Source organism: Sedimentimonas flavescens, from assembly GCF_019264375.1.
Lineage (GTDB): Bacteria > Pseudomonadota > Alphaproteobacteria > Rhodobacterales > Rhodobacteraceae > Rhodobacter > Rhodobacter flavescens.
In genome coordinates this window covers 240,821-263,349 of record NZ_JAHVAI010000002.1, presented here as the reverse complement: position 1 = coordinate 263,349, position 22,529 = coordinate 240,821, and the positions used below count along the sequence as shown (strand labels likewise).

The following is a 22,529-nucleotide window of genomic DNA, read 5'->3' as shown; positions in this document are numbered from 1 at the left end:
AGGAAGTGCTCGGTGGAGCTGATCGTCGGAAACAAGCGGATTGTCCCCATGGCCACGCGGCGTATCGCGGGCGGGATCGAGGCGGAGCTGGCAGGCGAGGCGCTGACCTCGGTGCTGGATGCCACCTTCGGCGGCGGCGTCTCGATCGAGGTTCTGGGCGGCGATCTGGACCGCTGCCCGATGGACGTGGCCGATATCCGCATGCATGGCGCGGCGACCACCGTGACCTTCCTCAGCGCCGCGCAGGCGCTGCGAATGAACTGAGTTCCGGGGCGGGTGCGCTCGCCCCAGACGTCGAGAAGGCCCAGGCGAAACCAAGATACACCTCGGGCGGTGAACCAAAGAGCCTGATCGACGAAACTGGCCCCCCTCCGCAGAGAGGGGGGCCGATTTATTTGCGGATCAGGCCGAGAGCCAGCCTTCCAGCTTGGCCGGGTCGGGCAACCCGCCCGCATGGACCAACTTGCCGTCGATGCTGATGCCGGGGGTGGACATGACACCCGCGCGGGCAATGGCGGCCATGTCGGAGACCTTCTCGACGCTGACCTCGATACCCAGTTTCGCGGCGGCGGCGCGGACCATATCTTCGGTGGTGGCGCAGCGTTTGCAGCCGGGGCCGAACACTTTGATGTCCTTCATTTTTCCCTCCTTAAAACAGGGCATTGAACAGGAAGCCGACCGCGAGGATGCCGCTGGCGACAATGCCGACGAACACCGCGATCAGGCGCAATTTGAGAACCTGCTTGAGGATGATCATCTCGGGCAGGCTGAGCGCGATGACCGACATCATGAAGGCCAGAACCGTGCCAAGCGCCGCGCCCTTGCCGAGCAGGGCCTCGACGATGGGGATGACGCCCGCGGCGTTCGTATACATCGGCACACCCATCAGCACGGCCGCGGGCACCGACCACCAGGCACCGCTGCCCATCACGCGGGCCATCAGTTCTTCGGGGACATAGCCGTGGATCAGCGCACCGATCCCGATCCCGAGAATGATCCAGAGCCAGACCTTGCCGAAGATCTCGCGCACCGAATCCAGCCCGCTCCGGTAGCGGTCGGGCAGGGTGAGGGCCTCATCCTCGACCGGATCGGTCGCGCCGGCGTGGATGTCGCGTACCCAGTCCTGCAACCAGCCCTCAAGGTGCAGCCGCCCGATCACCCAGCCCGCGACGATGGCAATCGCCAGCCCGAAGCCGAGGTAGATCAGCGCCACATTCCAGCCGACCAATCCGATCAGCAGGATTAGCGCGACCTCGTTCACCATAGGCGCGGCGATCAGGAAGGAAAATGTCACCCCAAGCGGAATACCGGCCGAGACAAACCCGATGAACAGAGGCACGGCCGAGCACGAGCAGAACGGCGTCAGCACCCCAAGGCCCGCCGCCGTCACATTGGCCAGCCCCTCGCGCTTGCCCGCAAGCGCGGCGCGGGTTTTCTCGGGGCTGAAGAAGCTGCGCACGACGCCCATGGCAAAGACAATCAGCGCCAGCAGCATCATCACCTTGGGCACGTCGTAGAAGAAGAAGGCCAGCGCCTCGCCCAGGTGGCTGTGGCGCTCGACAGGCAAGCGCGCGACGAGCGCCTCGGACAGGGCGGGAAGCTGGCGATAGATGGCCCACCACAGGACGGCTGCGACGAAAACGGCTGCGCTCCAGCCCCAGGCGGGCAGGGGTTTTCGGGGGGTGTCGTGGGAAAGAACGCTCATGCCGCACTCCTTTCCGATTGCGCTGCCGCGAGAATGGCGGAAAGCGCGTTGTGCAACTCGGGCGGCAGGTCCGGGTTGATCTGGTAGCGCACCCATTGCGCGTCACGCCGGTCGGTGATCAGCCCGGCCTGCTTGAGCACCTGCATATGGCGCGAGACCCGGCTTTGCGTGGCGCCAAGGCGCTCCATCAACTCGCAGGCGCAATGCTCGCCGTGATCCCAGAGGATTTGCAGCGCCGCGAGGCGCGTGGGCTCGGCCAAGGCTGTCAGAAACTGGATCATCGCGGCCTCCTTTCCCTCATGCGTATATGCGCATAAGCGAAAAAACGAGATGACGAGGCGTCGCACCGCGTTGAAAAGCAAAACCCGCCGGAAGAGGCGGAGCGCGGGCGTTTAGCGGCGCCCGGTGCCGGACTGGCGCTCGTGGCCGAGGCTGTCCTCAAGCTTGCCACGCGCATTCTGCACCATCACGCCAAGCATCTCATCCTCGCCGGGGGTATCGATGCTTTGGGCGAGGTTTTCCTCATGATACTGGCTCAGGACCGAGTCATCCTCGGACGCCAAAGGGGTGTTGTGCCCCGCCATCGCCGCGCTGCCCAATAGAAGCGCGCCAAGCGTGAGCGGGCCGAGAAGTGAAGCGCTGCCTGATTTCATTGCTATTCCTTTGCTCGAACGACCCAACCTGATCCGGGTCTTGGGGCAAAGATTGGCGAAGGCGTCGCGTCGCGGAATGCGGCAAATCGCGCGCGGCCTGCTTACTTGCGCCCGCGCAGCGCCTGAAGGTAGGTCGCGCAGCCGGTCAGGGCCGCGTAGTCATCTTCGATGACCTGCACCGGGAATTCAGCCATCAGCACCGAGAAGCGGCCCTTGGCCCGGAATGCCTCGGCAAAGCCGAACTGCTCGAGCCAGGGGGTGAAGGCGCGGGCAACGCCGCCGCACAGGTATAGCCCGCCGAAGGGCAGGTGGATCAGCGCCAGATCGCCCACGGCCATGCCCAACATCCGCACGAAGAGCCGTCCGGTGGCCTGCGCAAGCGGGTCGCCCGCCTGCATCGCCGCCATGATCTGCGCGGCGGGAATGTCGGCGCGGGCCCCGGCCTCAGAGGTGACGAAAGCGTGGACACGTTCGAACCCACGGCCCGACAGAACGTCTTCGACGGCGGCAAAGCCATGCGCGCTATGCACGAATTCCATCAGCGCCATGTCGCGGGCATCCTGAACGGGCAGGGCTGCGTGGCCGCATTCGGAGGCGGCGACGATGCGCCCGCCCGGAGCCTCATGCACGGGGGCCGCGTTGAACCCGGTGCCAACCCCGACCACAAGGCGGCTTGCGCCTGCCTCGGCCGGGGCGCCCTCGATCAGGGTGCGCGTGGCGCCTTCGGGCAGGTGGCCCAGTGCATGGCCCTGTGCCTGAAGGTCGTTGAGGATCGCGACCGTCTCGGCGCCCGTCACGCGCGCGACCTCATCAGCCTCGATCACCCAGGACAGGTTCGTCATCTCGGCGCTGTCGCCCGCGGCCGAGACCGGCCCGGCAACGGCGATACAGGCCCCGGCAAGGTCGCGCACGCCTTCCTTGGCCATGTATTCGCTCAGGATCGGGTAGAACGAGGCGCGTCCGGCATTGGCGAAGCGCGCGATGGTCTGCGGCAGCAGGCGACCACCCTCGGCCAGCGCGACGCGCGTGTTGGTCCCGCCGATATCGGCCAGAAGCGTGTAGCGATCAGGGGTCATATCGGTCATGCGCGGGGTTCCAGTGCCTTCATCCAAGCGTGATAGGACGCCTTGGGGGTGCGCTGCAAGGTTTCGAAGTCCACATGGACGAGGCCGAAGCGTTTTTCGTAGCCAAGCGCCCATTCGTAATTGTCCATCAGCGACCAGGCGATGTAGCCCTTCAGCGGCACGCCATCGGCGATGGCGCGCCGGCAGGCCGCCAGGTGGCTTTGGAAATAGCCAAGGCGCATCTGGTCGTTGATGCTCCCGTCGCTGAGCGGGTCGGGTGAGGCCAACCCATTCTCGGTGACGTAAAGCGGCAGCGTTCCGGTGTAATCGCGCGCCAGCATGGTCAGGAAGTGATGCAGGCCGTCGGGGTAGATCTCCCATCCCATGGCGGTCTTGGGCAGAGGGCCGGGAACCTCTTGCAGCGCGGGCCAGGGGGTATCGGCGGCGGCGATGCGCTTGCAGGTGTAGTAGTTGATCCCGAACCAGTCGAGCGGCGCGCCGATCACGCCGAAATCATCTTGCCAGCCCTTCGGCATGTGTGGGCCAAGGCCCTCAAGGACCGCGTCGGGGTAGCAGCCCTTGAAAAGGCCCGAGGCGAAGCACTGGTTGTAGATCGCGTCGTAGCGTCTGGCGGCGATCTGTGCTGCCTTTGGACCATCAGCCGGATGCGCGAATTCGAAGTTGCACACCGCGCCCAGGTTCGACATGCCGAGGCCACGCATCACCTCGATCGCGCGGCCATGCGCCAGCAGGACGTGGTGCATGGCACGGGCGGTTGCCCGGATGTCGCGCAGGCCGGGGGCGTGGTGCCCCTCGAAATGGCTTAACCACGAGACGCACCAGGGCTCGTTGATCGGGGCGGCGGACCAGATCCGGTCTCCAAGGCGACGGCAGACAACCTCGGTGAAATCGGCCAGCCAGCCCGCGATGTCGCGATTGCGCCAGCCGCCCAGATCGGCCAGCGCGGCGGGCAGCTCCCAGTGATAGAGCGTCAGCGCGGGCTTCAACCCGCGCGCCAGCATCCCGTCCACGAGTCGGTCGTAGAAATCCAGCCCCTCGGCATTCACCGCGCCGCGCCCCTCGGGCATGATCCGCGCCCAGGAGGTCGAGAAGCGGTAGATGTCAAAGCCAGCTCCGGCGATCAGGTCCAGATCCTCGGGCCAGCGGTGGTAATGGTCGCAGGCGCGCGCGCTGTTCTCAGCGCGCACCACATTGCCGGGGGTCGCGGCGAAGCTATCCCAATGCGTTGGCCCCGCGCCGCCGAAGGAATGCCCCTCGATCTGATAGGACGATGTCGCTACGCCGAACAGGAAATCGGGTGGGAACTCGGCGCGTCCGGGCAGCATCGTCAGCCCTGCCGCCTGACGGGGCCGGTCGATTGCCCGACCACCAGCACCGCCTCCAGCAGTTCCGAGCGCGGGCTGGCGTCGCCCTGCGCAATCTGGTCCAGCAACATGCGCGCGCAGCGCCGCCCCGCCTCGCGCACCGAGGAGCGGGTGCAGGTGAAGATCGGCTCATCCGTGCCATTGCGCAGATAGCCCAGTTCGTCGTCATGGGTCAGGATCGAGATGTCGCGGCCCATGCGCAGCCCGGCCTCCTCGATGCCGCGCCGCGCGCCCATGGCCGACAGCAGAGAGGCGGTCAGGAAGGCGGTCGGCGGATCGGGCAGCCGCAGCATGTCTCGGGCGGTGTCATGGCCCTGTGCCTCGGTCATCTCGCCCGAGACGATCAGCTGCGGGTCCAGCGGAACATCGCGCGCCGCCAGCGCATCGGAATAGCCCCGCAACCGGCGCAATGCAAAATCCATCGTGTCGATGCCGTTGATCAGGGCAATGCGCCGATGGCCAAGATCCAGAAGGAAATCGGTCGCGCGCTGAAAGGCGCGGGCGTTGTTCACGTCCACCCATGAATAGGGCGCTTCCACCCCCGAGCAACGCCCGTGCACCACATAGGGCAGGCCGATATCGTTCAGCAGCGCGACGCGCTTGTCGCTCTCTTTCGGGCCGTGGACAATGATCCCGTCCACGTTCCCCTTGGAACGTAACTCGCGATAAGCGCGTTCCTCGTCATCGTCGGGAACGATGGTCAGCACCATGTCATACCCCGAGCGCGAATAGACCTCGCCCGCGCCTGAAATGAAATCAGCAAACACAGGGTTCACGATCTCATGCTGGGTCGAGATCGGGATGACATGGCCGATCGCCATGGCGCGCCCGGTCGCCAGCCGCTTGGCCTGCGTATTGGGGCGATAGTTATGGGTTTGTGCGGCCTCTGCCACGCGTTTGCGGGTCGCCTCGTTGACCTCTGGGTAGCCGTTGAGTGCACGGCTGACTGTCGTCGGGGAGAGGCCCAAATGGCCCGCCAGTTGCTTGAGGTTCATCGTGCACAGCTCCGTCGCGCCGCAGGAAAAAAGTTCAAAGCGGTTTGGAATTTACCGAGATTACTTGTGTGCACGTTTGACGTCAATCGGTCCATGTTAACGATAACAAATTTCTGCAGGTGAAAACCTTCCATATGTTTTATTGCACATTTGCGGCGCGCAGTTTGATTGACTTTCTTGAGCGTTTGGCCGACTGTCACGCATCCAAACCGCTTTGACAATGAGTCGGGGCAACGCGACTCTGGCGGCGGTTTCAAGGAACATTGCCGAGTCTGGGAGGGCTTAACGGTGAAATCACTTTATCTTTCCGCAGCGGTTCTGGCGCTGGCGGCCGGTGCGGCGGCTGCGCAGGATCTCAAATACGCGCCGGGCGAGGATGCGCGTTTCAACTGGGCGTCCTATGAGGCGCTGAAGTCGATGGACCTGAAGGGTCAGAAGCTGACCGTTCTGGGGCCCTGGCTCTCGGCGGACAAGGATCTGGTCGAAAGCGTGATCGCCTATTTCGAGGCCGCGACCGGGGTCGAGGTGGATTATGCCGGGTCGGACAGTTTCGAGCAGCAGATCGTGATCGACGCCGAGGCGGGCTCGCCCCCCGATGTGGCCGTGTTCCCGCAACCGGGGCTGGCGGCCGATCTGGCCAAGAAGGGGCATCTCAAGCCGCTGGCGGATGGCATCGAGCAATGGATCAAGGATAATTACGCCGCAGGCGACAGTTGGGCGGCTTACGGCAATTACACCGGTCCGGACGGGCAGGCGCATCAATATGCCTTCCCCTACAAGGCCGATGTGAAATCGCTCGTGTGGTATGTGCCTGAGAATTTCGAGGATGCGGGCTACGAAGTCCCGGCCACGATGGAGGACCTCAAGGCGCTGACCGAGCAGATCGTGGCCGATGGCGGCACGCCATGGTGCATTGGTCTGGGGTCGGGCGGCGCGACAGGCTGGCCCGCGACCGACTGGGTCGAGGACATGATGCTGCGCCTCAATGCGCCCGAGGATTACGACGCATGGGTCAAAAATGACCTCAAGTTCGACGATCCCAAGGTCGTCGCCGCGATCGACGCGTTCGGTTGGTTCGCGCGCAACGATGCCTTCGTGGCGGGCGGTGCCGGGGCGGTGGCCTCGACCGATTTCCGCGACAGTCCCAAGGGGCTCTTTGCCTCGCCGCCGCAGTGCTACATGCACCGTCAGGCCTCGTTCATCCCGTCCTTCTTCCCAGAGGGAACCGTGATCGGGCAGGATGCCGATTTCTTCTACTTCCCGGCCTATGCGGGCATGGATCTGGGTCAGCCGGTTCTGGGGGCGGGCACGATGTTTGCCAAGCTGACCGAGAACCCGGCGGCCGACGCGTTCATCACCTTCCTCGAAAGCCCCATCGCGCATGAGATCTGGATGGCGCAGACCGGCTTCGTCACGCCCTACAAGGGGGTGAATACCGATGTTTACGGGGACGAGACGCTCAAGAAGATGGGTGAGATTCTGCTGAACGCGACGACCTTCCGTTTTGACGGGTCCGACCTGATGCCGGGTGCAATCGGTGCGGGCGCGTTCTGGACCGGAATGGTCGATTACGCAGGTGGCAAGCCTGCCGGGGACGTTGCCACCTCGATCCAGGCCACCTGGGATACCCTGAAGTAAGACCAGCGCCGCCCGCCAAACGCGGGCGGCCTTTTTCTGGGGGGCGCTGTGGAACAGCTATTATTTGCAGGCGGAACCATCGTCGCGGGCGTCTTTGGCTGCGTTGCATGGTTCTGGGGGTCGAACTGGGTGCTCGACAGCCTCTACCCGCCGCGCGGCGAGGATGCGGGGCGCAACATCCTGCGCGCCAACATGATCCGCCCCTGGCTGTTCATCGGCCCGGCGGTGCTGTTTCTGGCGCTCTACCTCGTCTATCCCGTCATCAACTCGGCCTGGCGCAGCCTTATGGATGCCGACAGCCGGGATTTCGTCGGGCTCGATAACTATCGCTGGCTGATGGGCGATGCGAAGTTCCGCGAGTCGATCTTCAACAACATGCTTTGGCTGCTCGTAGTGCCTGCCGCTTCGACCTTTTTCGGGCTGCTGGCGGCGCAGGTGACCGACCGCATCCGCTGGGGTAACGCCGCGAAAAGCTTCATTTTCATGCCCATGGCGATTTCTTTCGTGGGTGCGGGCGTGATCTGGAAGTTCATCTACGACTACCGCGCCGAGGGGCAGGAACAGATCGGCCTGCTGAACGCGATCTGGACCTCGCTTGGAAACCCGCCCGAAACCTGGCTGACGCTTCTGTTCTGGAATAACTTTTTCCTGATGGCGGTGCTGATCTGGATCCAGACGGGTTTCGCCATGGTGATCCTGTCGGCCGCGCTGCGCGGCATTCCCGAAGAGACGATCGAGGCCGCGATCCTTGATGGCGCCAACCCCTGGCAGCTGTTTTTCAAGATCAAGGTGCCGCAGATATGGGGCACGATCGCCGTGGTCTGGACCACGATCACCATCGTCGTGCTCAAGGTCTTCGACATCGTTTTCGTCATGACCAACGGCCAGTGGGGCACGCAGGTGCTCGCGAACCTGATGTATGACTGGATGTTCCGCGGCGCGCCCGATTACGGCCGCGGCTCGGCGATTGCCATCGTGATCATGGCGCTGGTGACGCCGATCATGGTCTGGAACATCCGCAACGCCCGCCGGGAGATGCTGTGATGAGCGCGATTGCAGGCACCAGGGCGCGGCTGGTCTGGGCGGTCAATCTGGCGGCACTGGCGCTTGTCCTGCTTTGGACGATCCCGACCTTCGGCTTGCTGGTATCCTCGTTCCGTGACCGCGACCAGATCGCCAATTCCGGCTGGTGGCGTGCGGGCATGTCCTCGGAGGCCAGCAACTTTGTGCGTGCCGGAACCGCCGCCGATCAGGTGCAGGAGGGCGATCTGTGGGTCATCGCCGGCAATGTGCTGACCGAGGGCCAGAGCCTGAGCGCCTGGGGCACGAATTCACGCGATCCTGCGGCATATGCACCGGGTGATACGGCCGAGTTGAAGGACGGGCAGGCCCTGAGCGTGGCCGAGGACGGCAGCTACCGGCTGACCTCGCCCACCGAATTCACCGACCAACGCGGGATGCGGATCTTTCTGACCACCACCGCGCCGCCGAAATTCACGACTGAAAACTACGCCCGCGTGATCGGGGCCGAGGGGTTGGGGCAGGCGTTCCTGAATACCTTCACCGTCACGATCCCGGCCACCATCATTCCCATCCTGATCGCAGCTTTCGCGGCCTATGCGCTGGCGTGGATGGAGTTTCCGGGCCGCGCGCTGCTGATTGCCGGTGTCGTGGGCCTCTTGGTCGTGCCGCTACAACTCGCGCTGATCCCGCTGTTGAAATTCCACAATGAGATCGGCCTAGGAAAGGGCTACATGGGGATTTGGCTGGCTCATACCGGCTTTGGCCTGCCGCTCGCGATTTACCTGTTGCGCAACTACATGGTCGGCCTGCCGCGCGAAATCATCGAGAGCGCGCGCGTCGATGGCGCGACCGAGTTCCAGATCTTCCGCCGGATCATCCTGCCGCTCAGCTTCCCGGCGCTGGCCTCGTTTGCGATCTTCCAGTTTCTCTGGGTCTGGAATGACCTGCTGGTGGCCACCGTCTTCCTTGGCAACCGCAAGGAACAACTGGTGATGACGGGCGTCTTGCGAGAGCTTTTGGGCTCGCGCGGTGGCGACTGGGAGATCCTCGCCGCCTCGGCCTTCATTTCGATTGCCGTGCCGCTGATCGTCTTCTTTGCAATGCAGAAATACCTGGTGCGCGGCCTGCTGGCCGGCTCGGTGAAAGGTGGTTGATGAACGTTCTTCGGAAAGACCCGGACTGGTGGCGGGGCGCGGTGATCTACCAGATCTATCCGCGCAGCTTTCAGGACAGCAATGGCGACGGGGTGGGCGATCTGCTTGGCATCGTCCGGCGGCTGCCGCATGTGGCAAGTCTTGGTGTCGATGCAATCTGGATCTCGCCCTTCTTCACCTCGCCGATGCGGGATTTCGGCTATGACGTGTCGGACTACTGCGACGTTGATCCGATGTTTGGCTCGCTGGCCGATTTCGACCAGGTGATCGCCACGGCCCACGCGCTTGGGCTGAAGGTGATGATCGACCTGGTGCTCAGCCATACCTCGGACCAGCACCCGTGGTTCAAGGAAAGCCGGTCGAGCCGCGACAATGACAAGGCAGACTGGTATGTCTGGGCCGACCCCAAGCCCGACGGCACGGCGCCGAACAACTGGCTGTCGATCTTCGGCGGGCCCGCTTGGCATTGGGACTCGCGGCGCGAGCAGTATTACCTGCACAACTTCCTGATCCAGCAGCCCGATCTGAACTTCCACTGCACCGCCGTGCAGCAGGAATTGCTGGCGGTCGCCAAGTTCTGGCTAGAGCGCGGGGTGGATGGCTTCCGCCTCGATACGATCAATTTCTACATGCATGACGAGCAGTTGCGCGACAATCCGCCCCTGCCGGTGGCAGAACGCAACGACCAGACCGCGCCCAAGGTGAATCCCTACAATCACCAGCGCCATATCTATGACAAGAACCACCCGAAGAACGTTGAATTTCTTTGCAAATTGCGCACGCTGATGGATGGCTGCAATGCCGCTGCCGTGGGTGAGGTGGGCGATAGCCAGCGCGGGCTAGAGATCCTTGGCGAATATACCTCGGGCGAGGACCGGATGCAGATGTCCTATGCGTTCGAGCTTCTGTCCGGTCACGCACCGCTATCGGCGCAGTTCATCGCCGACACCTTCGCGCATCTTGACCGGGTGGCACCGCAGGGTTGGGCCTGTTGGGCCTATTCCAACCATGACGTGGTGCGGCACATTTCGCGTTGGGGGCTTACTCCAGCAGGCGCAAAGGCTTACGCGACGCTTTTGATGTGCCTCAAGGGGTCGGTCTGCCTCTATCAGGGCGAAGAGCTGGGCCTGCCCGAGGCCGAGATCGCCTATGAAGATCTGCAAGATCCCTACGGCAAGGAGTTCTGGCCCGAGTTCAAGGGGCGTGATGGCTGTCGCACACCGATGGCCTGGGAAAAGGACGCCGTATATGCCGGGTTCTCGACCGCGCGGCCCTGGCTGCCGGTGCCCTCGGCGCATCACCGTAGCGCCGCCGATGCGGCGGAACTTGATCCTGCCGCGCTTCTGCATCACTACCGCCGGGTCATCGCATTTCGCAAACAACACAATGCTTTGCGGGCTGGCTCTATGAAACAGATCGAGGTTCAGGGCGACGTGCTCCGCTTTGCGCGAGAAAGCGCGGGCGAGACGATCCTGTGCATCTTCAACCTCTCGGACCATCCCGTCGATACCACCGTGCCCACAGGCGACTGGATCACCATCGGCGGCGAGATCGGCTCGACCCGGCCCTTGCCCGATCACACGCTTCACCTTGGCCCTTGGCAGCCGAGCATCCTGCTTTTGAACCCCGGAGGCCGAAATGGCTGATCTTTCGCTCAAGCAAATCGCCAAGTCCTACGGCGAGGTGAATGTCCTCAAGGACATCGACCTTGAGATCGCGGCGGGGGAGCTGATCGTGTTCGTCGGTCCCTCGGGCTGCGGAAAATCGACGCTTCTGCGCATGATTGCGGGGCTTGAGCGGATCAGCGGGGGCGATCTGTTCATCGACGGCCAGCGCATGAATGATGTTCCACCCGCGCAACGCGGTATTGCGATGGTGTTTCAATCCTACGCGCTTTATCCGCATATGACGGTGCGCGAGAACATGGTCTTTGCCCTCAAGATCGCCAAGAAACCGCAGGCCGAGATCGACGCTGCGGTGGAAAAGGCCGCGCGCATCCTGCAACTGACGCCCTATCTCGACCGCCTGCCCAAGGCGCTTTCGGGCGGGCAGCGGCAGCGCGTCGCGATCGGGCGGGCCATCGTACGCGACCCCAAGGTCTATCTCTTCGATGAGCCGCTCTCGAACCTCGACGCGGCGCTGCGGGTGGCCACGCGCATCGAGATCGCGCAGCTCAAAGAGGCCATGCCCGAGCGCACGATGATCTATGTCACCCACGATCAGGTCGAGGCGATGACACTGGCCTCGCGCATCGTGGTGCTGGCCAACAAGGGTATCGCGCAGGTCGGCTCGCCGCTGGAGCTTTATGAACGCCCAAACAGCGAGTTCGTGGCGCAGTTCATCGGCTCGCCCGCAATGAACCTGCTGCCCGGCGAGGTGATCGGAACAGGCGAGGTCACCACCGTTCGCCTGAAGAACGGCGGCACCGCGCGTTCGCATGTGCCAACGCGCGACACCGACATGGGGTTACAAGTGAACATCGGCGTGCGCCCTGAGGATTTCGTGCCCGCCGAGGGCGAGGGGATCTACACCGGGACAGTCGATATCGTCGAGGCTTTGGGTGAGGTGACGCTGCTCTACTTCACCCATGCGGAGGGCGCGCCGACGATGATCGCCAAGCTTCCGGGCATCCATAGTGACCTGCGGCGGCGCAGCGTGACGCTCGGTGCCGACCCCGCCAAGGTCCACCTTTTCGCCGAGGGGCGGTCGCTTCTTTACCGCTGAGGTCGCAATCCGCGCATGGCATCCGCGCCCCTCGCGCTAAAACTGGGGAAAGGAACACGCGGAGGCCGCAATGGAAGAAACGGTTGTGCAAGCTGGTGCAGGGCGTCGGGCTCGGGGCGGTGGCGGGGCAGCGCGTCGCGCTGAACGGACCGCGCCCAAGATCGAGTTTGCGCGCTTCATCGAGCGCAACATCCCGAATATGGAGATCCTGAACGAAGAGGCGCTCCAGATCATCGAATACAACGCCGAGACGGTGCTTGAGGAAATTGGCGTCAATTTCGTCGATAACCCCGCCGCGCTGGAGCGTTGGCGCGCCGTGGGTGCCGATGTTCAGGGCGAGCGCGTGCGCCTGCCGCGCGGTCTGGCGCGCTCGCTGTGCAAGACGGCGCCGTCGAGCTTCGTCCAGCACGCCCGCAACCCCGAGCGCAACGTGACCATCGGCGGCAAGAACCTGGTTCTGGCCCCGGTCTACGGCCCGCCCTTCGTGCGTGACCGTCAGGGTGGCCGCCGCTACGCCACCATCGCCGACTTCCGCAACTTCGTGAAGCTCGGCCAGATGTCGAAATGGGTTCACCATTCGGGCGGCACCGTGTGCGAGCCGACCGATGTTGCGGTGAACAAGCGCCATCTTGATATGCTGCACGCCCATATGACGCTGTCGGACAAGCCCTATATGGGCTCGGTGACCGAGCGCTCGCGCTGTGTCGACTCGGTCGAGATGTCCAAGATCCTGTTCGGCTCGGATTTCGTCGACCAGAACACGGTCATGACGTCGCTGGTGAACATCAACTCGCCGCTGACCTTCGACCCGATCATGATGGACGCGCTCGAGGTTTATGCCGCCGCGAACCAGGCCTGCATCATCTCGCCCTTCATCGTGGGCGGTGCGATGGCGCCGGTGACGGTTGCGGGCACGCTGACGCAGGTTCTGGCCGAGGTTCTGGTGGGTGTGGCTTACAGCCAGATGATCCGCCCCGGCGCGCCGGTGATCTTCGGCGCCTTCGTGACCTCGATCGACATGAACTCGGGCGCGCCGACCTTCGGCACCCCGGAAGCGGCGCAGATCACGCTTGGTGCGGGTCAGCTGGCCCGGCGTCTGGGGCTGCCCTACCGCTCGGCCGGGTCGTTCTGCGGCTCGAAACTGCCCGACGCGCAGGCGGCCTATGAAACGGCGAACAGCCTGAATATCGGCCTTCTGTCGGGCGTGAACTTCATGCTGCACGCTTGCGGTTGGCTGGAAGGCGGTCTGGTCTCGTCCTACGAGAAATACGTGATGGACGCCGATCAGCTGGGCATCCTGCACCGCCTTGCGGCCGGTGTGGACATGAGCGAGAACGGTCAGGGCATGGATGCGCTGCGCGAAGTGGGGCCGGGTGGCCACTACCTCGGCTGCGGCCACACGCAGGCCAACTTCAAGACCGCGTTCTGGAAGACCGACCTGCTTGACTACAAGCCCTTCGAGACCTGGGAAGAGGAAGGCGCGCGCGACACCATGGCGCTGGCCGAAAAGCGGGTCGAGAAGATGCTGGGCGAGTATCAGGCCCCGGACATCGACCCCGGCACCGCCGAGGCGCTGGCCGAATATGTGGCCAGGAAGAAGGCCGCGGAGCCCGACGCCTTCATGTGATCTGAAAGGCCGGTGATCTCAGGATCGCCGGCCTTTTCGCTTAGCGGAAGGCGCGCAGGTAGTGGCGCTCGAACATGCGCTTGACCCAGTGTAGCGGCCGCAGCGCGGGCAGCACGATGTTGAGCTTGCCGCGCCGGAACACCAGCATCCCCTTGTCGAGCGAATCCATGATGCAGATCAGCTCGGCCACGAAGGTCGCATCGGGCGAGCGGCCTTGCAGCACCGCCGCGATATTCGCCGCCGCCGCCTTGGCCTGCAAATCGGCCTGGTGCGCCTGTTTGGGCATCCAGTCGGGGCCGGGGTAGCTTCCCGCATCGCCCGCAACCCAGATCGCATCGGTCCCCTCGACCCGGCAGCCAGCATCGGCGCGCACCATCCCGCCGGGCGACAGCGGCAGATCCGATTGCGCCAGCCACGCCGGGCCGGTCATGCCGGGCTGGAACAGGATCAGGTCGGCCGGGATCTCGCCGCCCTCGGTCACCACGCGGTCGGGGTCGATGCGGACCATCTTGTGGCCAAGCCGCGTCTCGATCCCGCGACGCTTCATTTCGACCAGCAACCCGTCCACCGCCTTTTCACCAAGCCGTGCGCCGGGGCGGTCCGAGGGGCTGAAGAACACCAGCTCGAAGCGGTCGCGGCGGCCCTGACGGCACAGCAGCGTGTCGAGGATGAAGAGATATTCGAACATCGGCCCGCCGCGCATCGCACCGGGTTCGTTGGGGTTCGTGGCCATGCCGATGGCGATGGTGCCGCCGTCAAGGCCCGCCAGCTTCGCGGACATCGCCTCGGCCGCCGCGATCCCCTCGCAGGGGATGATCGCGTGCTCGATCCCCGGCAGCTTGCGGATGAAGCGCCCGCCGGTGGCAATCAGGATCTGATCTGCCGTGACCGGGCCTGCGTCGGTGTCGATGCGTTTCTCGGCGGCGCTGAGGCCCGTCACCGCGGCCTTGATGAACTTGACGTTGTGACGCTCGAAGAAGCGGCGCAGCGGCAGGCGTAGGTTCTCGGCCTTGCGGACACCTGCCGGGATCCAGATGCTTGAGGGGACGTAGTGCAGCTCATCGCGTGGCGAGATCACGGTAATCTCGGCATTGCTGCCCTGGCGGCGCAACTCGCGGATGGCACTCAGGGCGGCAAAGCCCGAGCCGAGGATGACGATCTGAGACATGGTTGGCTCCGGGCTTACATTCATCGGCGTGAATGTATTTCGCAGGTCGGTCAGGGACAAGCCCCGTCAAAGTGGCAGTTCCGTGCAATAGGCAGGCGCCTGTTCTCAGCCTTGCGGCATGAGGCTATCGATGGCGTTGCGCAGGCTGGGCGAAGTGGGTTTGACGAAGGCGCCGTAGGTTCCGACGACACGCCCGTCCGGCCCGATCAGAACCTTGTTGAAGTTCCAACTGGGCGTGAAGCCTTCGGTGTCGCGCAGCCAGGCGTAAAACGGGTGAACCTCGCCCTTGGCGACGTGCAGGATGTCGGTCATCGGCAGATCAAGGCCGAAGTTCAGCGCGCAATAGCTCTTGGCTTCCTTGGCGGTGGCTAGTTCCTGATTGAAATCGTTCGAGGGTACCGTGATCACGATCAGCCCCTTCGGACCAAGCTCTTCATGCAGATCCTGAAGCGTTTCGAGCTGCGGGGCAAAGCCGCACAGCGAGGCGGTGTTCGTCACCAGAACCGTATGGCCCGCCCAATCCACCGTGTCGATCTCACCTCCATCGGCCGAGGGAAAGGTAAAGCGCGGCATCGGTTCACCCGCAAGCGCGGGCAGAGCGGCGGCAACAAGGGCGAGGCTCAGGAAGGTCCGGCGAAGCATGGCAATCCTTTGTGGCAAAAAATCAGATCAGGCGAAGGCCCGGAGTATAGGGCAAGATCTGCGCAAGGTTAAGCTGGCCCCCGCAGCGATAGAGGCAAAACACCCGGTAAAGGGGTAGAGGCACAGCCGCGCGGCAAGGGACAGGTCTTGGCGCAAATGCACGCGTGCGATCAAGATCTGTGACACGCCCGGCAGGTGTCTTGATCAGCCTCCGTGCACCGCTACGCCAGTTTGCGCGCTAACATTTTGTTGTGCCGATACACAGGGTTTGGCTTGACAGGAATTTTGACCAAGCAGTTAATCGGCGCATTCGGAGGCCGGATGAACCGGTCCGGACGCGCCCAGGGCGCGTCGCTGCTAAACAGAGAGGATACCATGCATTACAGCCGATTACTGGCAAGCGTGGCGCTTGGCGCACAGCTTGTGACCGCATCGCCCGCCTCGCTCATGGCCGAAACCCCTGCCGATACGCTCGTCCAGGCCTGGTCGATCGACGATATCATTTCGCTCGATCCCGCCGAGATATTCGAGTTCACCGCATCCGAGATCGCCGGGAACACCTATGAAACGCTGATTGGCTACGACCCGAAGGACGTGACCAACATCTTCGGCAAGGTCGCGGAAAGCTGGACCATCTCGGAGGATGGCAAGACCATCTCGTTCAAGATCAAGGAAGGGCGGACCTTCGCCTCGGGTAACCCGATCACGGCCGAGGACGCGGTATTTTCGCTGGTGCGCGCGGTCAAGCTCGACAAGTCGCCCGCCTTCATCCTGACCCAGTTCGGCCTGAACGCCGAGAACGTCGATCAGATGGTCGTCGCGACGGGCGATTACAGCTTCGACTTCAAGATGGACCAGGCCTATGCGCCGACGCTGGTGCTCTACTGCCTGACGGCGACCGTCGCATCGGTCGTGGACAAGAAGGTGGTGATGGAGCACGAGGCCAACGGCGACTTCGGCTATGAATGGCTGAAGGTCAACTATGCCGGTTCGGGGCCGTTCACGATCCGTGACTGGCGCGCCAACGAGGTGGTCGTGCTGGAGCGCAACGAGAATTACGCGGGCGACAAGCCGGCGATGGCCCGCGCGATCTACCGCCACATCCCCGAAACCGCGACGCAGCGCCTGCTGCTGGAGAAAGGCGATATCGACATCGCCCGCAACCTCGCGGCCGAGGATATCGCCGCGCTCAAGGACAATCCCGATATCAAGCTTGAGAGCGGGGCGAAGGGCTCGATCTACTATCTCGGGTTGAACCAGAAGAACGAGTATTTGTCCAAGCCGCAGGTGCGTCAGGCGATGAAACACCTGGTCGATTACCAGACCATCGCCGACACGATCATGGCGGGTAAGGTCATGGTGCACCAGGCGTTCCTGCCCGAGGGCTTCCTGGGCGCGCTGAACGACAACCCGTTCAGCCTCGATGTGGCGAAGGCCAAGGAACTGCTGGCCGAGGCCGGTGTACCCGATGGCTTCACCGTGACCATGGATACGCGCAACACGCCCGAGATCACCGCGATGGGGCAGGCGATCCAGCAGACCATGGCCGAAGCCGGCGTCAAGCTGGAGCTGATCCCGGGTGACGGCGGCCAGACGCTCACCAAGTATCGTGCGCGCAACCACGACATCTATATCGGTCGCTGGGGGCCGGACTATCAGGACCCTCACACCAATGCCGATACGTTTGCGCGTAACCCCGACAACTCGGACGAGGCAGCGTCGAAGCCGCTGGCGTGGCGTAACGCTTGGGACATCCCCGAGATGACCGGCAAGGCCGATGCGGCGATGCTTGAGGCCGACCCGGCCAAGCGCGCGCAGATGTATGTCGAGTTGCAGACCGAGAGCCAGCAGACCTCGCCCTTCGTGATCATGTTCCAGGAAATCGAGGTTTCCGGCATGCGCAAGAACGTCGATGGCTTCATCATCGGCCCGTCGTTCAACGACAACTCCTTCGCGCATCTGACGAAGTAAGACATGACGACACTCACCCAAAACAGGGGGCGCCGCGGCGCCCTCTGGCTGCGGCGGGCCGTGGGCCTGCTAGCGACTGTCGCGGCGACATTCTTCGGGCTCTTGCTCGTGACATTCCTGATCGGGCGGATCGTGCCGGTTGATCCGGTGCTGGCGGTCGTGGGCGACCGCGCGCCGCAATCGGTCTATGACAAGGTGTTCCACGAACTTGGCCTCGACCGCCCGCTATGGGAGCAGTTCTGGATGTGGCTCCAGAAAGTGGCGACCGGCGATTTCGGCACGTCCTTCCTGACCAAGAAACCGATCGTCGAGGATATCCGCCGGGTGTTTCCGGCGACGCTGGAACTGGCGACGGTGTCAATCATCATCGGTACGCTGGTGGGCGTGCCCGCCGGGGTCTGGGCTGCCGTGCGGCAGGGCCGTTGGGCAGACCAGCTTGTGCGCGTACTTGGCCTTGTGGGCTATTCGGCGCCGATCTTCTGGCTCGGGCTGCTAGGGCTTTTGATCTTCTATGCCAAGCTCGGGGTCGTGGCCGGGCCAGGGCGGATCGACATCGCCTATGAATATAGTTTCACGCCCGAGACCGGGCTTTACCTGTGGGATACGGCGCGGCAGGGCGCATGGGACGCTTTTGGCAATGCCTTCTCGCATATCATCCTGCCCGCGTCGCTTCTGGGCTATTTCTCGATGGCCTATATCTCGCGCATGACGCGCAGCTTTATGCTGGCCGAGCTGGGGCAGGAATATATCGTCACCGCACGCGTCAAGGGCGTGCCCGAGTGGCGGATTGTCTGGGTCCATGCGCTGCGTAACGCGGCGGTGCCGCTGGTGACGGTGATCGCGCTGAGCTACGCCGGTCTGCTCGAAGGCTCGGTCCTGACCGAAACGGTCTTCGCCTGGCCCGGTCTGGGCCAATACCTGACGAACTCGCTGCAAAACGCCGACATGAACGCCGTGCTTGGCGGCACGCTTGTGATCGGCGCAATCTTCGTGGGGCTGAACCTCTTGTCCGACCTTCTCTATTCGATGCTCGATGCGCGCGTGCGGAGGGGATCATGACCACCCGCGCATGGCTTTTATCCGAGCAACCCGCCTCGCGTCGGCAGGCCCGGCTGGGGCAGGCCTATCGCACCTGGCTTGCCTTTCGCGGCAACTGGCTTGCGATGGTCGGGCTGGCGATCGTGGTGGCGCTTGTTATTGTCGCGGCACTGGCCGATGTTCTGGCGCCCTACAACCCGATCCTCGGGCAGGATCTGAACACCACCCGCCTGCTGCCGCCACTGTCGCCGGGGCACCTTCTGGGCACCGACGATCTGGCGCGCGATATCCTGTCGCGGCTGATCCACGGCACGCGGCTGACGCTGATGGTCGTGGTGCTGGTTGCGCTGATCGCCACCCCCATCGGGCTGCTTGTCGGCACGACGGCGGGCTATTTCGGCGGCTGGATCGACACGGTTCTGATGCGCCTGACCGATATTGTCCTGGCCTTCCCGCGCCTTATCCTTGCGCTGGCCTTTGTGGCCGCCCTTGGGCCGGGGATCGAGAACGCGGTCATCGCCATCGCGATTACCTCATGGCCACCCTATGCGCGCCTCGCCCGGGCCGAGACGCTGACCGTGCGCAACTCGGATTTCATCGCGGCGACGCGGTTGCAGGGCGCGTCCTCGGCGCGGATCATCTGGAAACATATCGTGCCGCTGTGCATGTCCTCCGTGATCATCCGCGTCACCTTGGATATGGCGGGGATCATCCTGACTGCGGCGGGCCTGGGCTTTCTGGGCCTTGGCGCGCAGCCGCCTCAGCCCGAGTGGGGGGCGATGATCGCGGGCGGGCGGCGCTTCCTGATCGACCAGTGGTGGGTCGCGACCATGCCCGGCATCGCCATCTTCATCGTCTCGCTTGGCTTCAACCTGCTGGGGGACGGGCTGCGTGACGTGCTTGATCCGAAGGGGCGCAAATGAGCTTGCTGAATGTCGAGAACCTGCGCGTGACCTTTCCGACCCGTCAGGGCCCGGCCGAGGTCGTGCGCGGCGTCAGCTTTACCCTCGGGCGCGAGCGGTTGGGGATCGTGGGCGAATCCGGCTCGGGCAAGTCGCAGACCGGGCGCGCGATCCTTGGCCTGACGCCGCATCCGGGCACCGCCACCGCCGACCGGCTGGAGTTCGACGGGATCGACCTGCGCGGCCTCTCGTCGCGGCAGTGGCGCGGCCTGCGCGGCAAGCGAATGTCGATGGTGATGCAGGACCCGAAGTTCTCGCTCAACCCGGTGATGGCGGTGGGCAAGCAGCTGATGGAGGTTTTGCGCACCCATGGCGCTTCGCGCGCCGAGGCGCGCCGCGCCGCGCTTGAAATGCTGGAAGCGGTGCAGATCCGCGACCCCGAGCGCGTCTTCCGCGCCTATCCGCATGAGCTGTCGGGCGGCATGGGCCAGCGCGCGATGATCGCGATGATGCTGGTCTCCGCGCCCGACCTGCTGATCGCGGATGAGCCGACCTCGGCGCTGGATGTGACGATCCAGATCGAGGTGCTGCGCATCCTCGACCGGCTGGTGCAGGAACGCGGCATGGGGCTGATCTTCATCAGCCACGACCTGCGGTTGGTTTCCAGTTTCTGCGACCGGGTTCTGGTCATGTATGCGGGTCGCGTGGTCGAGGAGTTGCGCGCCTCGGATCTGTCGCAAGCGCGCCACCCCTATACGCAGGGGCTGTTGAATTGCCTGCCCGCGATTGACGGCGACCGGCGCCCCTTGCCGACGCTTGACCGCGACGCGTCCTGGGCCGAGTGAGGGTATCATGCTGGATGTCAAAGACCTCGAAGTCACCTTCACCCGCGGGGTTGAGCAGGTCCACGCGGTGCGCGGCGTCAGCTTTCGCGTCGAGAAGGGCGAAAGCTACGGTATCGTCGGCGAAAGCGGCTCGGGCAAGTCGACCGTTCTGCGCGCGATCTGCGGGCTTGCACCCACAAGCGGCGGAGAGATCTCGTTCGATGGCAACCCCTTGCCCGTGCCGCGCGACGCGGCCTTTTACCGGCGCGTCCAGATGGTGTTCCAGGATCCCTACGCCTCGCTCCATCCGCGCCACACGGTCGACTCGGTCCTGTCCGAGCCTCTGGCCATTCAGGGCTTCGACGATCGCGAACAGCGTATCGAGCGCGCTCTGGAAGAGGTCGGGTTGGGGCAGGGGTTCCGCTTTCGCTATCCGCACCAGCTTTCGGGCGGCCAGCGCCAGCGCGTGGCGGTTGCCCGCGCGCTGATCCTCGAACCCGAGATCCTGCTGCTGGACGAGCCGACCTCCGCCCTCGACGCTTCGATCCAAGCCGAGGTGCTGAACCTGCTTGACCGGCTGCGGGCTGAGCGCGGGCTGACCTATATCCTCGTGTCGCATGACCTCGCCGTCGTCTCGCATATGTGCGAGCGGCTGCTGGTCATGCAGCACGGGCAAGCGGTCGAAGAGTTGGCGCGCGACGCCCTGCGCGCCCGCGCCGCCCAGACAGATTACACCCGCCGGCTGCTGCAAGCCTCGGTCGGCTATTCACGCGAGGATGCGGCATGAGCACGCCAGTTCCGGTATTTGACGGCCACAACGATTTCCTGCTGCGTCTGTTGCGCGACCCCGCGCGGCGCGAGGCCACCTGGCTGACCGGGACCGGCGAGGGGCATCTTGACCTGCCGCGGATGCGGGCAGGGGGCTTTGTCGGTGGCTTCTTCGCGGTCTATATCCCTTCGCCGCAGGCCCATGACGATCCGGATTTCGATGCGATCATGCGCAACCCGCCGTTCAGCCTGCCGCTGCCCGACCTGATCGGGCAGGCCGAGGCGCTGCCCGTCGCCATGGCGATGGTGGGGCATCTGATGTGGATGGAGCGCACGGGGCATCTGGCGATCTGCCGCTCGGTTGCCGATATCCGCGCGGCAATGGCGGCAGGCAAGATCGCCGCGATCCTGCATTTCGAAGGGGCCGAGCCGATCGGCGCCGACCTCGATGCGCTGCATGTCTGGCACGCGATGGGGCTGCGCAGCCTTGGGCCCGTCTGGTCGCGCCCGACGGTCTTCGGCCATGGTGTGCCCTTCGCCTTCCCCTCTGGCCCCGATACGGGCGAGGGGCTGACCCCGGCGGGCAAGGCGCTTGTGCGCGAATGCAACGCGCTGCGCATCATGCTGGATCTGAGCCACCTCAATGAGAAGGGCTTTGACGATATCGCCGCGCTCTCGGATGCGCCGCTCGTCGCCACCCATTCCAACGCCCATGCCATCACGCCCTCGTCGCGCAACCTGACGGATCGGCAGCTTGCGGTGATTCGCGAAAGTGACGGCTTGGTGGGGCTGAACTACGCCTCGGGCTTCCTGCGCCCCGACGGGATCGGCGATCCCTTCACCGGGTGGGAGCCCGTCTTGCGCCACCTCGATCACCTGATCGCGCATCTCGGCGAGGATCGGGTCGGCCTTGGGTCAGATTTCGACGGGGCGACCATACCCGCCGATCTGGGCGATGCGGCGGGGCTGCCGCGCCTGATCGACGCGCTGCGCCAAAATGGCTACGGCGAAGAGCTGATAGCCAAGCTTGCGCATCGCAACTGGCTGGCGGTGCTGGAGCGCACCTGGGGCGCCTGAGTCCCCGTGATTCCCCCGCGTCAACCAAATGTGACGGGAATCGGTCACGCGATGACCGGTTTTGGCCTTAATTTCTCCTTACTTTCGCAAAGATACAACCGAAGCGGGTAAAATCGGCACATCGCGCCGATGATTTGCGCCGCATTCTTGCCTTATTCTGTACTTGGCTGC

The 22,529-nt window shown here is 64.2% G+C and carries 22 protein-coding genes; 13 read left to right on the top strand and 9 right to left on the bottom strand.

Annotated elements, in window-relative coordinates; all coding sequences use genetic code 11:
• Positions 1 to 12: 12 nt before the first annotated feature.
• Complete coding sequence (locus KTQ37_RS04390) at positions 13 to 264, top strand: hypothetical protein (RefSeq protein WP_218629254.1); 252 nt, start codon at positions 13 to 15, stop codon at positions 262 to 264.
• A gap of 138 nt (positions 265 to 402) precedes the next feature.
• On the opposite strand, the gene KTQ37_RS04385 is transcribed toward KTQ37_RS04390, so the two are convergent.
• From KTQ37_RS04385 to KTQ37_RS04355, 7 genes are all read right to left on the bottom strand, one after another.
• Complete coding sequence (locus tag KTQ37_RS04385) at positions 403 to 639, bottom strand: thioredoxin family protein (RefSeq protein ID WP_218629253.1); 237 nt, start codon at positions 637 to 639, stop codon at positions 403 to 405.
• A gap of 10 nt (positions 640 to 649) precedes the next feature.
• The gene (locus tag KTQ37_RS04380; protein ID WP_218629252.1) at positions 650 to 1,705 is read right to left on the bottom strand and encodes a permease; all 1,056 of its coding nucleotides are present in this window, start codon (positions 1,703 to 1,705) and stop codon (positions 650 to 652) included.
• Positions 1,702 to 1,986 carry an ArsR/SmtB family transcription factor gene (locus KTQ37_RS04375; RefSeq protein ID WP_218629251.1) on the bottom strand — a complete coding sequence of 95 codons (285 nt, stop codon included), beginning with the start codon at positions 1,984 to 1,986 and terminating at the stop codon, positions 1,702 to 1,704. Before KTQ37_RS04375 ends, KTQ37_RS04380 begins: the two co-directional genes overlap by 4 nt.
• A gap of 111 nt (positions 1,987 to 2,097) precedes the next feature.
• On the bottom strand, positions 2,098 to 2,358 hold the full coding sequence (locus KTQ37_RS04370; RefSeq protein ID WP_218629250.1) for a hypothetical protein: 261 nt from the start codon (positions 2,356 to 2,358) through the stop codon (positions 2,098 to 2,100).
• Positions 2,359 to 2,459: 101 nt separating this feature from the next.
• On the bottom strand, positions 2,460 to 3,443 hold the full coding sequence (locus KTQ37_RS04365) for a glucokinase (protein WP_218629249.1): 984 nt from the start codon (positions 3,441 to 3,443) through the stop codon (positions 2,460 to 2,462).
• Complete coding sequence (locus tag KTQ37_RS04360; RefSeq protein ID WP_218629248.1) at positions 3,440 to 4,768, bottom strand: GH1 family beta-glucosidase; 1,329 nt, start codon at positions 4,766 to 4,768, stop codon at positions 3,440 to 3,442. Before KTQ37_RS04360 ends, KTQ37_RS04365 begins: the two co-directional genes overlap by 4 nt.
• Positions 4,769 to 4,770: 2 nt before the next feature.
• A complete protein-coding gene (locus tag KTQ37_RS04355) occupies positions 4,771 to 5,802 on the bottom strand; it encodes a LacI family DNA-binding transcriptional regulator (RefSeq protein ID WP_218629247.1) in 1,032 nt (343 codons plus the stop codon).
• A 288-nt stretch (positions 5,803 to 6,090) separates the two neighbouring features.
• Here KTQ37_RS04355 and KTQ37_RS04350 point away from each other — a divergent pair, with 288 nt between their 5' ends.
• From KTQ37_RS04350 to KTQ37_RS04325, 6 genes are all read left to right on the top strand, one after another.
• On the top strand, positions 6,091 to 7,440 hold the full coding sequence (locus KTQ37_RS04350; RefSeq protein WP_218629246.1) for an ABC transporter substrate-binding protein: 1,350 nt from the start codon (positions 6,091 to 6,093) through the stop codon (positions 7,438 to 7,440).
• Between the two features lie 48 nt (positions 7,441 to 7,488).
• Positions 7,489 to 8,484 carry a carbohydrate ABC transporter permease gene (locus tag KTQ37_RS04345; RefSeq protein ID WP_218629245.1) on the top strand — a complete coding sequence of 332 codons (996 nt, stop codon included), beginning with the start codon at positions 7,489 to 7,491 and terminating at the stop codon, positions 8,482 to 8,484.
• A complete protein-coding gene (locus tag KTQ37_RS04340; protein WP_218629244.1) occupies positions 8,484 to 9,617 on the top strand; it encodes a carbohydrate ABC transporter permease in 1,134 nt (377 codons plus the stop codon). Before KTQ37_RS04345 ends, KTQ37_RS04340 begins: the two co-directional genes overlap by 1 nt.
• Positions 9,617 to 11,263, top strand: a complete 1,647-nt coding sequence (locus tag KTQ37_RS04335; RefSeq protein WP_218629243.1) for an alpha-glucosidase — start codon at positions 9,617 to 9,619, stop codon at positions 11,261 to 11,263. Before KTQ37_RS04340 ends, KTQ37_RS04335 begins: the two co-directional genes overlap by 1 nt.
• On the top strand, positions 11,256 to 12,341 hold the full coding sequence (locus tag KTQ37_RS04330) for an ABC transporter ATP-binding protein (protein ID WP_218629242.1): 1,086 nt from the start codon (positions 11,256 to 11,258) through the stop codon (positions 12,339 to 12,341). Before KTQ37_RS04335 ends, KTQ37_RS04330 begins: the two co-directional genes overlap by 8 nt.
• Positions 12,342 to 12,411: 70 nt before the next feature.
• On the top strand, positions 12,412 to 13,968 hold the full coding sequence (locus KTQ37_RS04325) for a trimethylamine methyltransferase family protein (protein ID WP_218629241.1): 1,557 nt from the start codon (positions 12,412 to 12,414) through the stop codon (positions 13,966 to 13,968).
• Between the two features lie 40 nt (positions 13,969 to 14,008).
• Here KTQ37_RS04325 and KTQ37_RS04320 read toward each other — a convergent pair whose 3' ends face one another.
• Together KTQ37_RS04320 and KTQ37_RS04315 are read right to left on the bottom strand one after the other, a co-directional pair.
• Positions 14,009 to 15,136 (bottom strand): NAD(P)/FAD-dependent oxidoreductase, encoded by a 1,128-nt coding sequence (locus KTQ37_RS04320; RefSeq protein WP_218629240.1) that lies wholly within the window; start codon positions 15,134 to 15,136, stop codon positions 14,009 to 14,011.
• A 105-nt stretch (positions 15,137 to 15,241) separates the two neighbouring features.
• Complete coding sequence (locus KTQ37_RS04315; protein ID WP_218629239.1) at positions 15,242 to 15,778, bottom strand: glutathione peroxidase; 537 nt, start codon at positions 15,776 to 15,778, stop codon at positions 15,242 to 15,244.
• 375 nt (positions 15,779 to 16,153) lie between these two features.
• Here KTQ37_RS04315 and KTQ37_RS04310 point away from each other — a divergent pair, with 375 nt between their 5' ends.
• From KTQ37_RS04310 to KTQ37_RS04285, 6 genes are read left to right on the top strand one after another with little or no spacing between them, the layout of a single operon-like run.
• On the top strand, positions 16,154 to 17,749 hold the full coding sequence (locus KTQ37_RS04310) for an ABC transporter substrate-binding protein (protein ID WP_218629238.1): 1,596 nt from the start codon (positions 16,154 to 16,156) through the stop codon (positions 17,747 to 17,749).
• 3 nt (positions 17,750 to 17,752) lie between these two features.
• On the top strand, positions 17,753 to 18,808 hold the full coding sequence (locus tag KTQ37_RS04305) for an ABC transporter permease (RefSeq protein WP_218629237.1): 1,056 nt from the start codon (positions 17,753 to 17,755) through the stop codon (positions 18,806 to 18,808).
• Complete coding sequence (locus KTQ37_RS04300; RefSeq protein ID WP_218629236.1) at positions 18,805 to 19,710, top strand: ABC transporter permease; 906 nt, start codon at positions 18,805 to 18,807, stop codon at positions 19,708 to 19,710. The genes KTQ37_RS04305 and KTQ37_RS04300 overlap by 4 nt, the downstream gene beginning before the upstream one ends.
• Positions 19,707 to 20,534, top strand: coding sequence for an ABC transporter ATP-binding protein (locus tag KTQ37_RS04295; RefSeq protein WP_218629235.1), 828 nt, complete (start codon positions 19,707 to 19,709; stop codon positions 20,532 to 20,534). Before KTQ37_RS04300 ends, KTQ37_RS04295 begins: the two co-directional genes overlap by 4 nt.
• 7 nt (positions 20,535 to 20,541) lie before the next feature.
• Entirely contained in the window at positions 20,542 to 21,300 is a 759-nt protein-coding gene (locus KTQ37_RS04290; RefSeq protein ID WP_218629234.1) for an ABC transporter ATP-binding protein, read from the top strand.
• Positions 21,297 to 22,358, top strand: coding sequence for a dipeptidase (locus KTQ37_RS04285; protein WP_218629233.1), 1,062 nt, complete (start codon positions 21,297 to 21,299; stop codon positions 22,356 to 22,358). Before KTQ37_RS04290 ends, KTQ37_RS04285 begins: the two co-directional genes overlap by 4 nt.
• The last annotated feature ends 171 nt before the right edge of the window (positions 22,359 to 22,529 follow it).

Excerpts from the sequence above, each read along its gene's own strand:
- KTQ37_RS04385 (WP_218629253.1), bottom strand. The coding sequence starts at position 639 with ATGAAGGACATCAAAGTGTTCGGCCCCGGCTGCAAACGCTGCGCCACC.
- KTQ37_RS04380 (WP_218629252.1), bottom strand. The coding sequence starts at position 1,705 with ATGAGCGTTCTTTCCCACGACACCCCCCGAAAACCCCTGCCCGCCTGG.
- KTQ37_RS04375 (WP_218629251.1), bottom strand. The coding sequence starts at position 1,986 with ATGATCCAGTTTCTGACAGCCTTGGCCGAGCCCACGCGCCTCGCGGCG.
- KTQ37_RS04370 (WP_218629250.1), bottom strand. The coding sequence starts at position 2,358 with ATGAAATCAGGCAGCGCTTCACTTCTCGGCCCGCTCACGCTTGGCGCG.
- KTQ37_RS04365 (WP_218629249.1), bottom strand. The coding sequence starts at position 3,443 with ATGACCGATATGACCCCTGATCGCTACACGCTTCTGGCCGATATCGGC.
- KTQ37_RS04360 (WP_218629248.1), bottom strand. The coding sequence starts at position 4,768 with ATGCTGCCCGGACGCGCCGAGTTCCCACCCGATTTCCTGTTCGGCGTA.
- KTQ37_RS04355 (WP_218629247.1), bottom strand. The coding sequence starts at position 5,802 with ATGAACCTCAAGCAACTGGCGGGCCATTTGGGCCTCTCCCCGACGACA.
- KTQ37_RS04340 (WP_218629244.1), top strand. The coding sequence starts at position 8,484 with ATGAGCGCGATTGCAGGCACCAGGGCGCGGCTGGTCTGGGCGGTCAAT.
- KTQ37_RS04335 (WP_218629243.1), top strand. The coding sequence starts at position 9,617 with ATGAACGTTCTTCGGAAAGACCCGGACTGGTGGCGGGGCGCGGTGATC.
- KTQ37_RS04330 (WP_218629242.1), top strand. The coding sequence starts at position 11,256 with ATGGCTGATCTTTCGCTCAAGCAAATCGCCAAGTCCTACGGCGAGGTG.
- KTQ37_RS04325 (WP_218629241.1), top strand. The coding sequence starts at position 12,412 with ATGGAAGAAACGGTTGTGCAAGCTGGTGCAGGGCGTCGGGCTCGGGGC.
- KTQ37_RS04320 (WP_218629240.1), bottom strand. The coding sequence starts at position 15,136 with ATGTCTCAGATCGTCATCCTCGGCTCGGGCTTTGCCGCCCTGAGTGCC.
- KTQ37_RS04315 (WP_218629239.1), bottom strand. The coding sequence starts at position 15,778 with ATGCTTCGCCGGACCTTCCTGAGCCTCGCCCTTGTTGCCGCCGCTCTG.
- KTQ37_RS04310 (WP_218629238.1), top strand. The coding sequence starts at position 16,154 with ATGCATTACAGCCGATTACTGGCAAGCGTGGCGCTTGGCGCACAGCTT.
- KTQ37_RS04305 (WP_218629237.1), top strand. The coding sequence starts at position 17,753 with ATGACGACACTCACCCAAAACAGGGGGCGCCGCGGCGCCCTCTGGCTG.
- KTQ37_RS04300 (WP_218629236.1), top strand. The coding sequence starts at position 18,805 with ATGACCACCCGCGCATGGCTTTTATCCGAGCAACCCGCCTCGCGTCGG.
- KTQ37_RS04295 (WP_218629235.1), top strand. The coding sequence starts at position 19,707 with ATGAGCTTGCTGAATGTCGAGAACCTGCGCGTGACCTTTCCGACCCGT.
- KTQ37_RS04290 (WP_218629234.1), top strand. The coding sequence starts at position 20,542 with ATGCTGGATGTCAAAGACCTCGAAGTCACCTTCACCCGCGGGGTTGAG.
- KTQ37_RS04285 (WP_218629233.1), top strand. The coding sequence starts at position 21,297 with ATGAGCACGCCAGTTCCGGTATTTGACGGCCACAACGATTTCCTGCTG.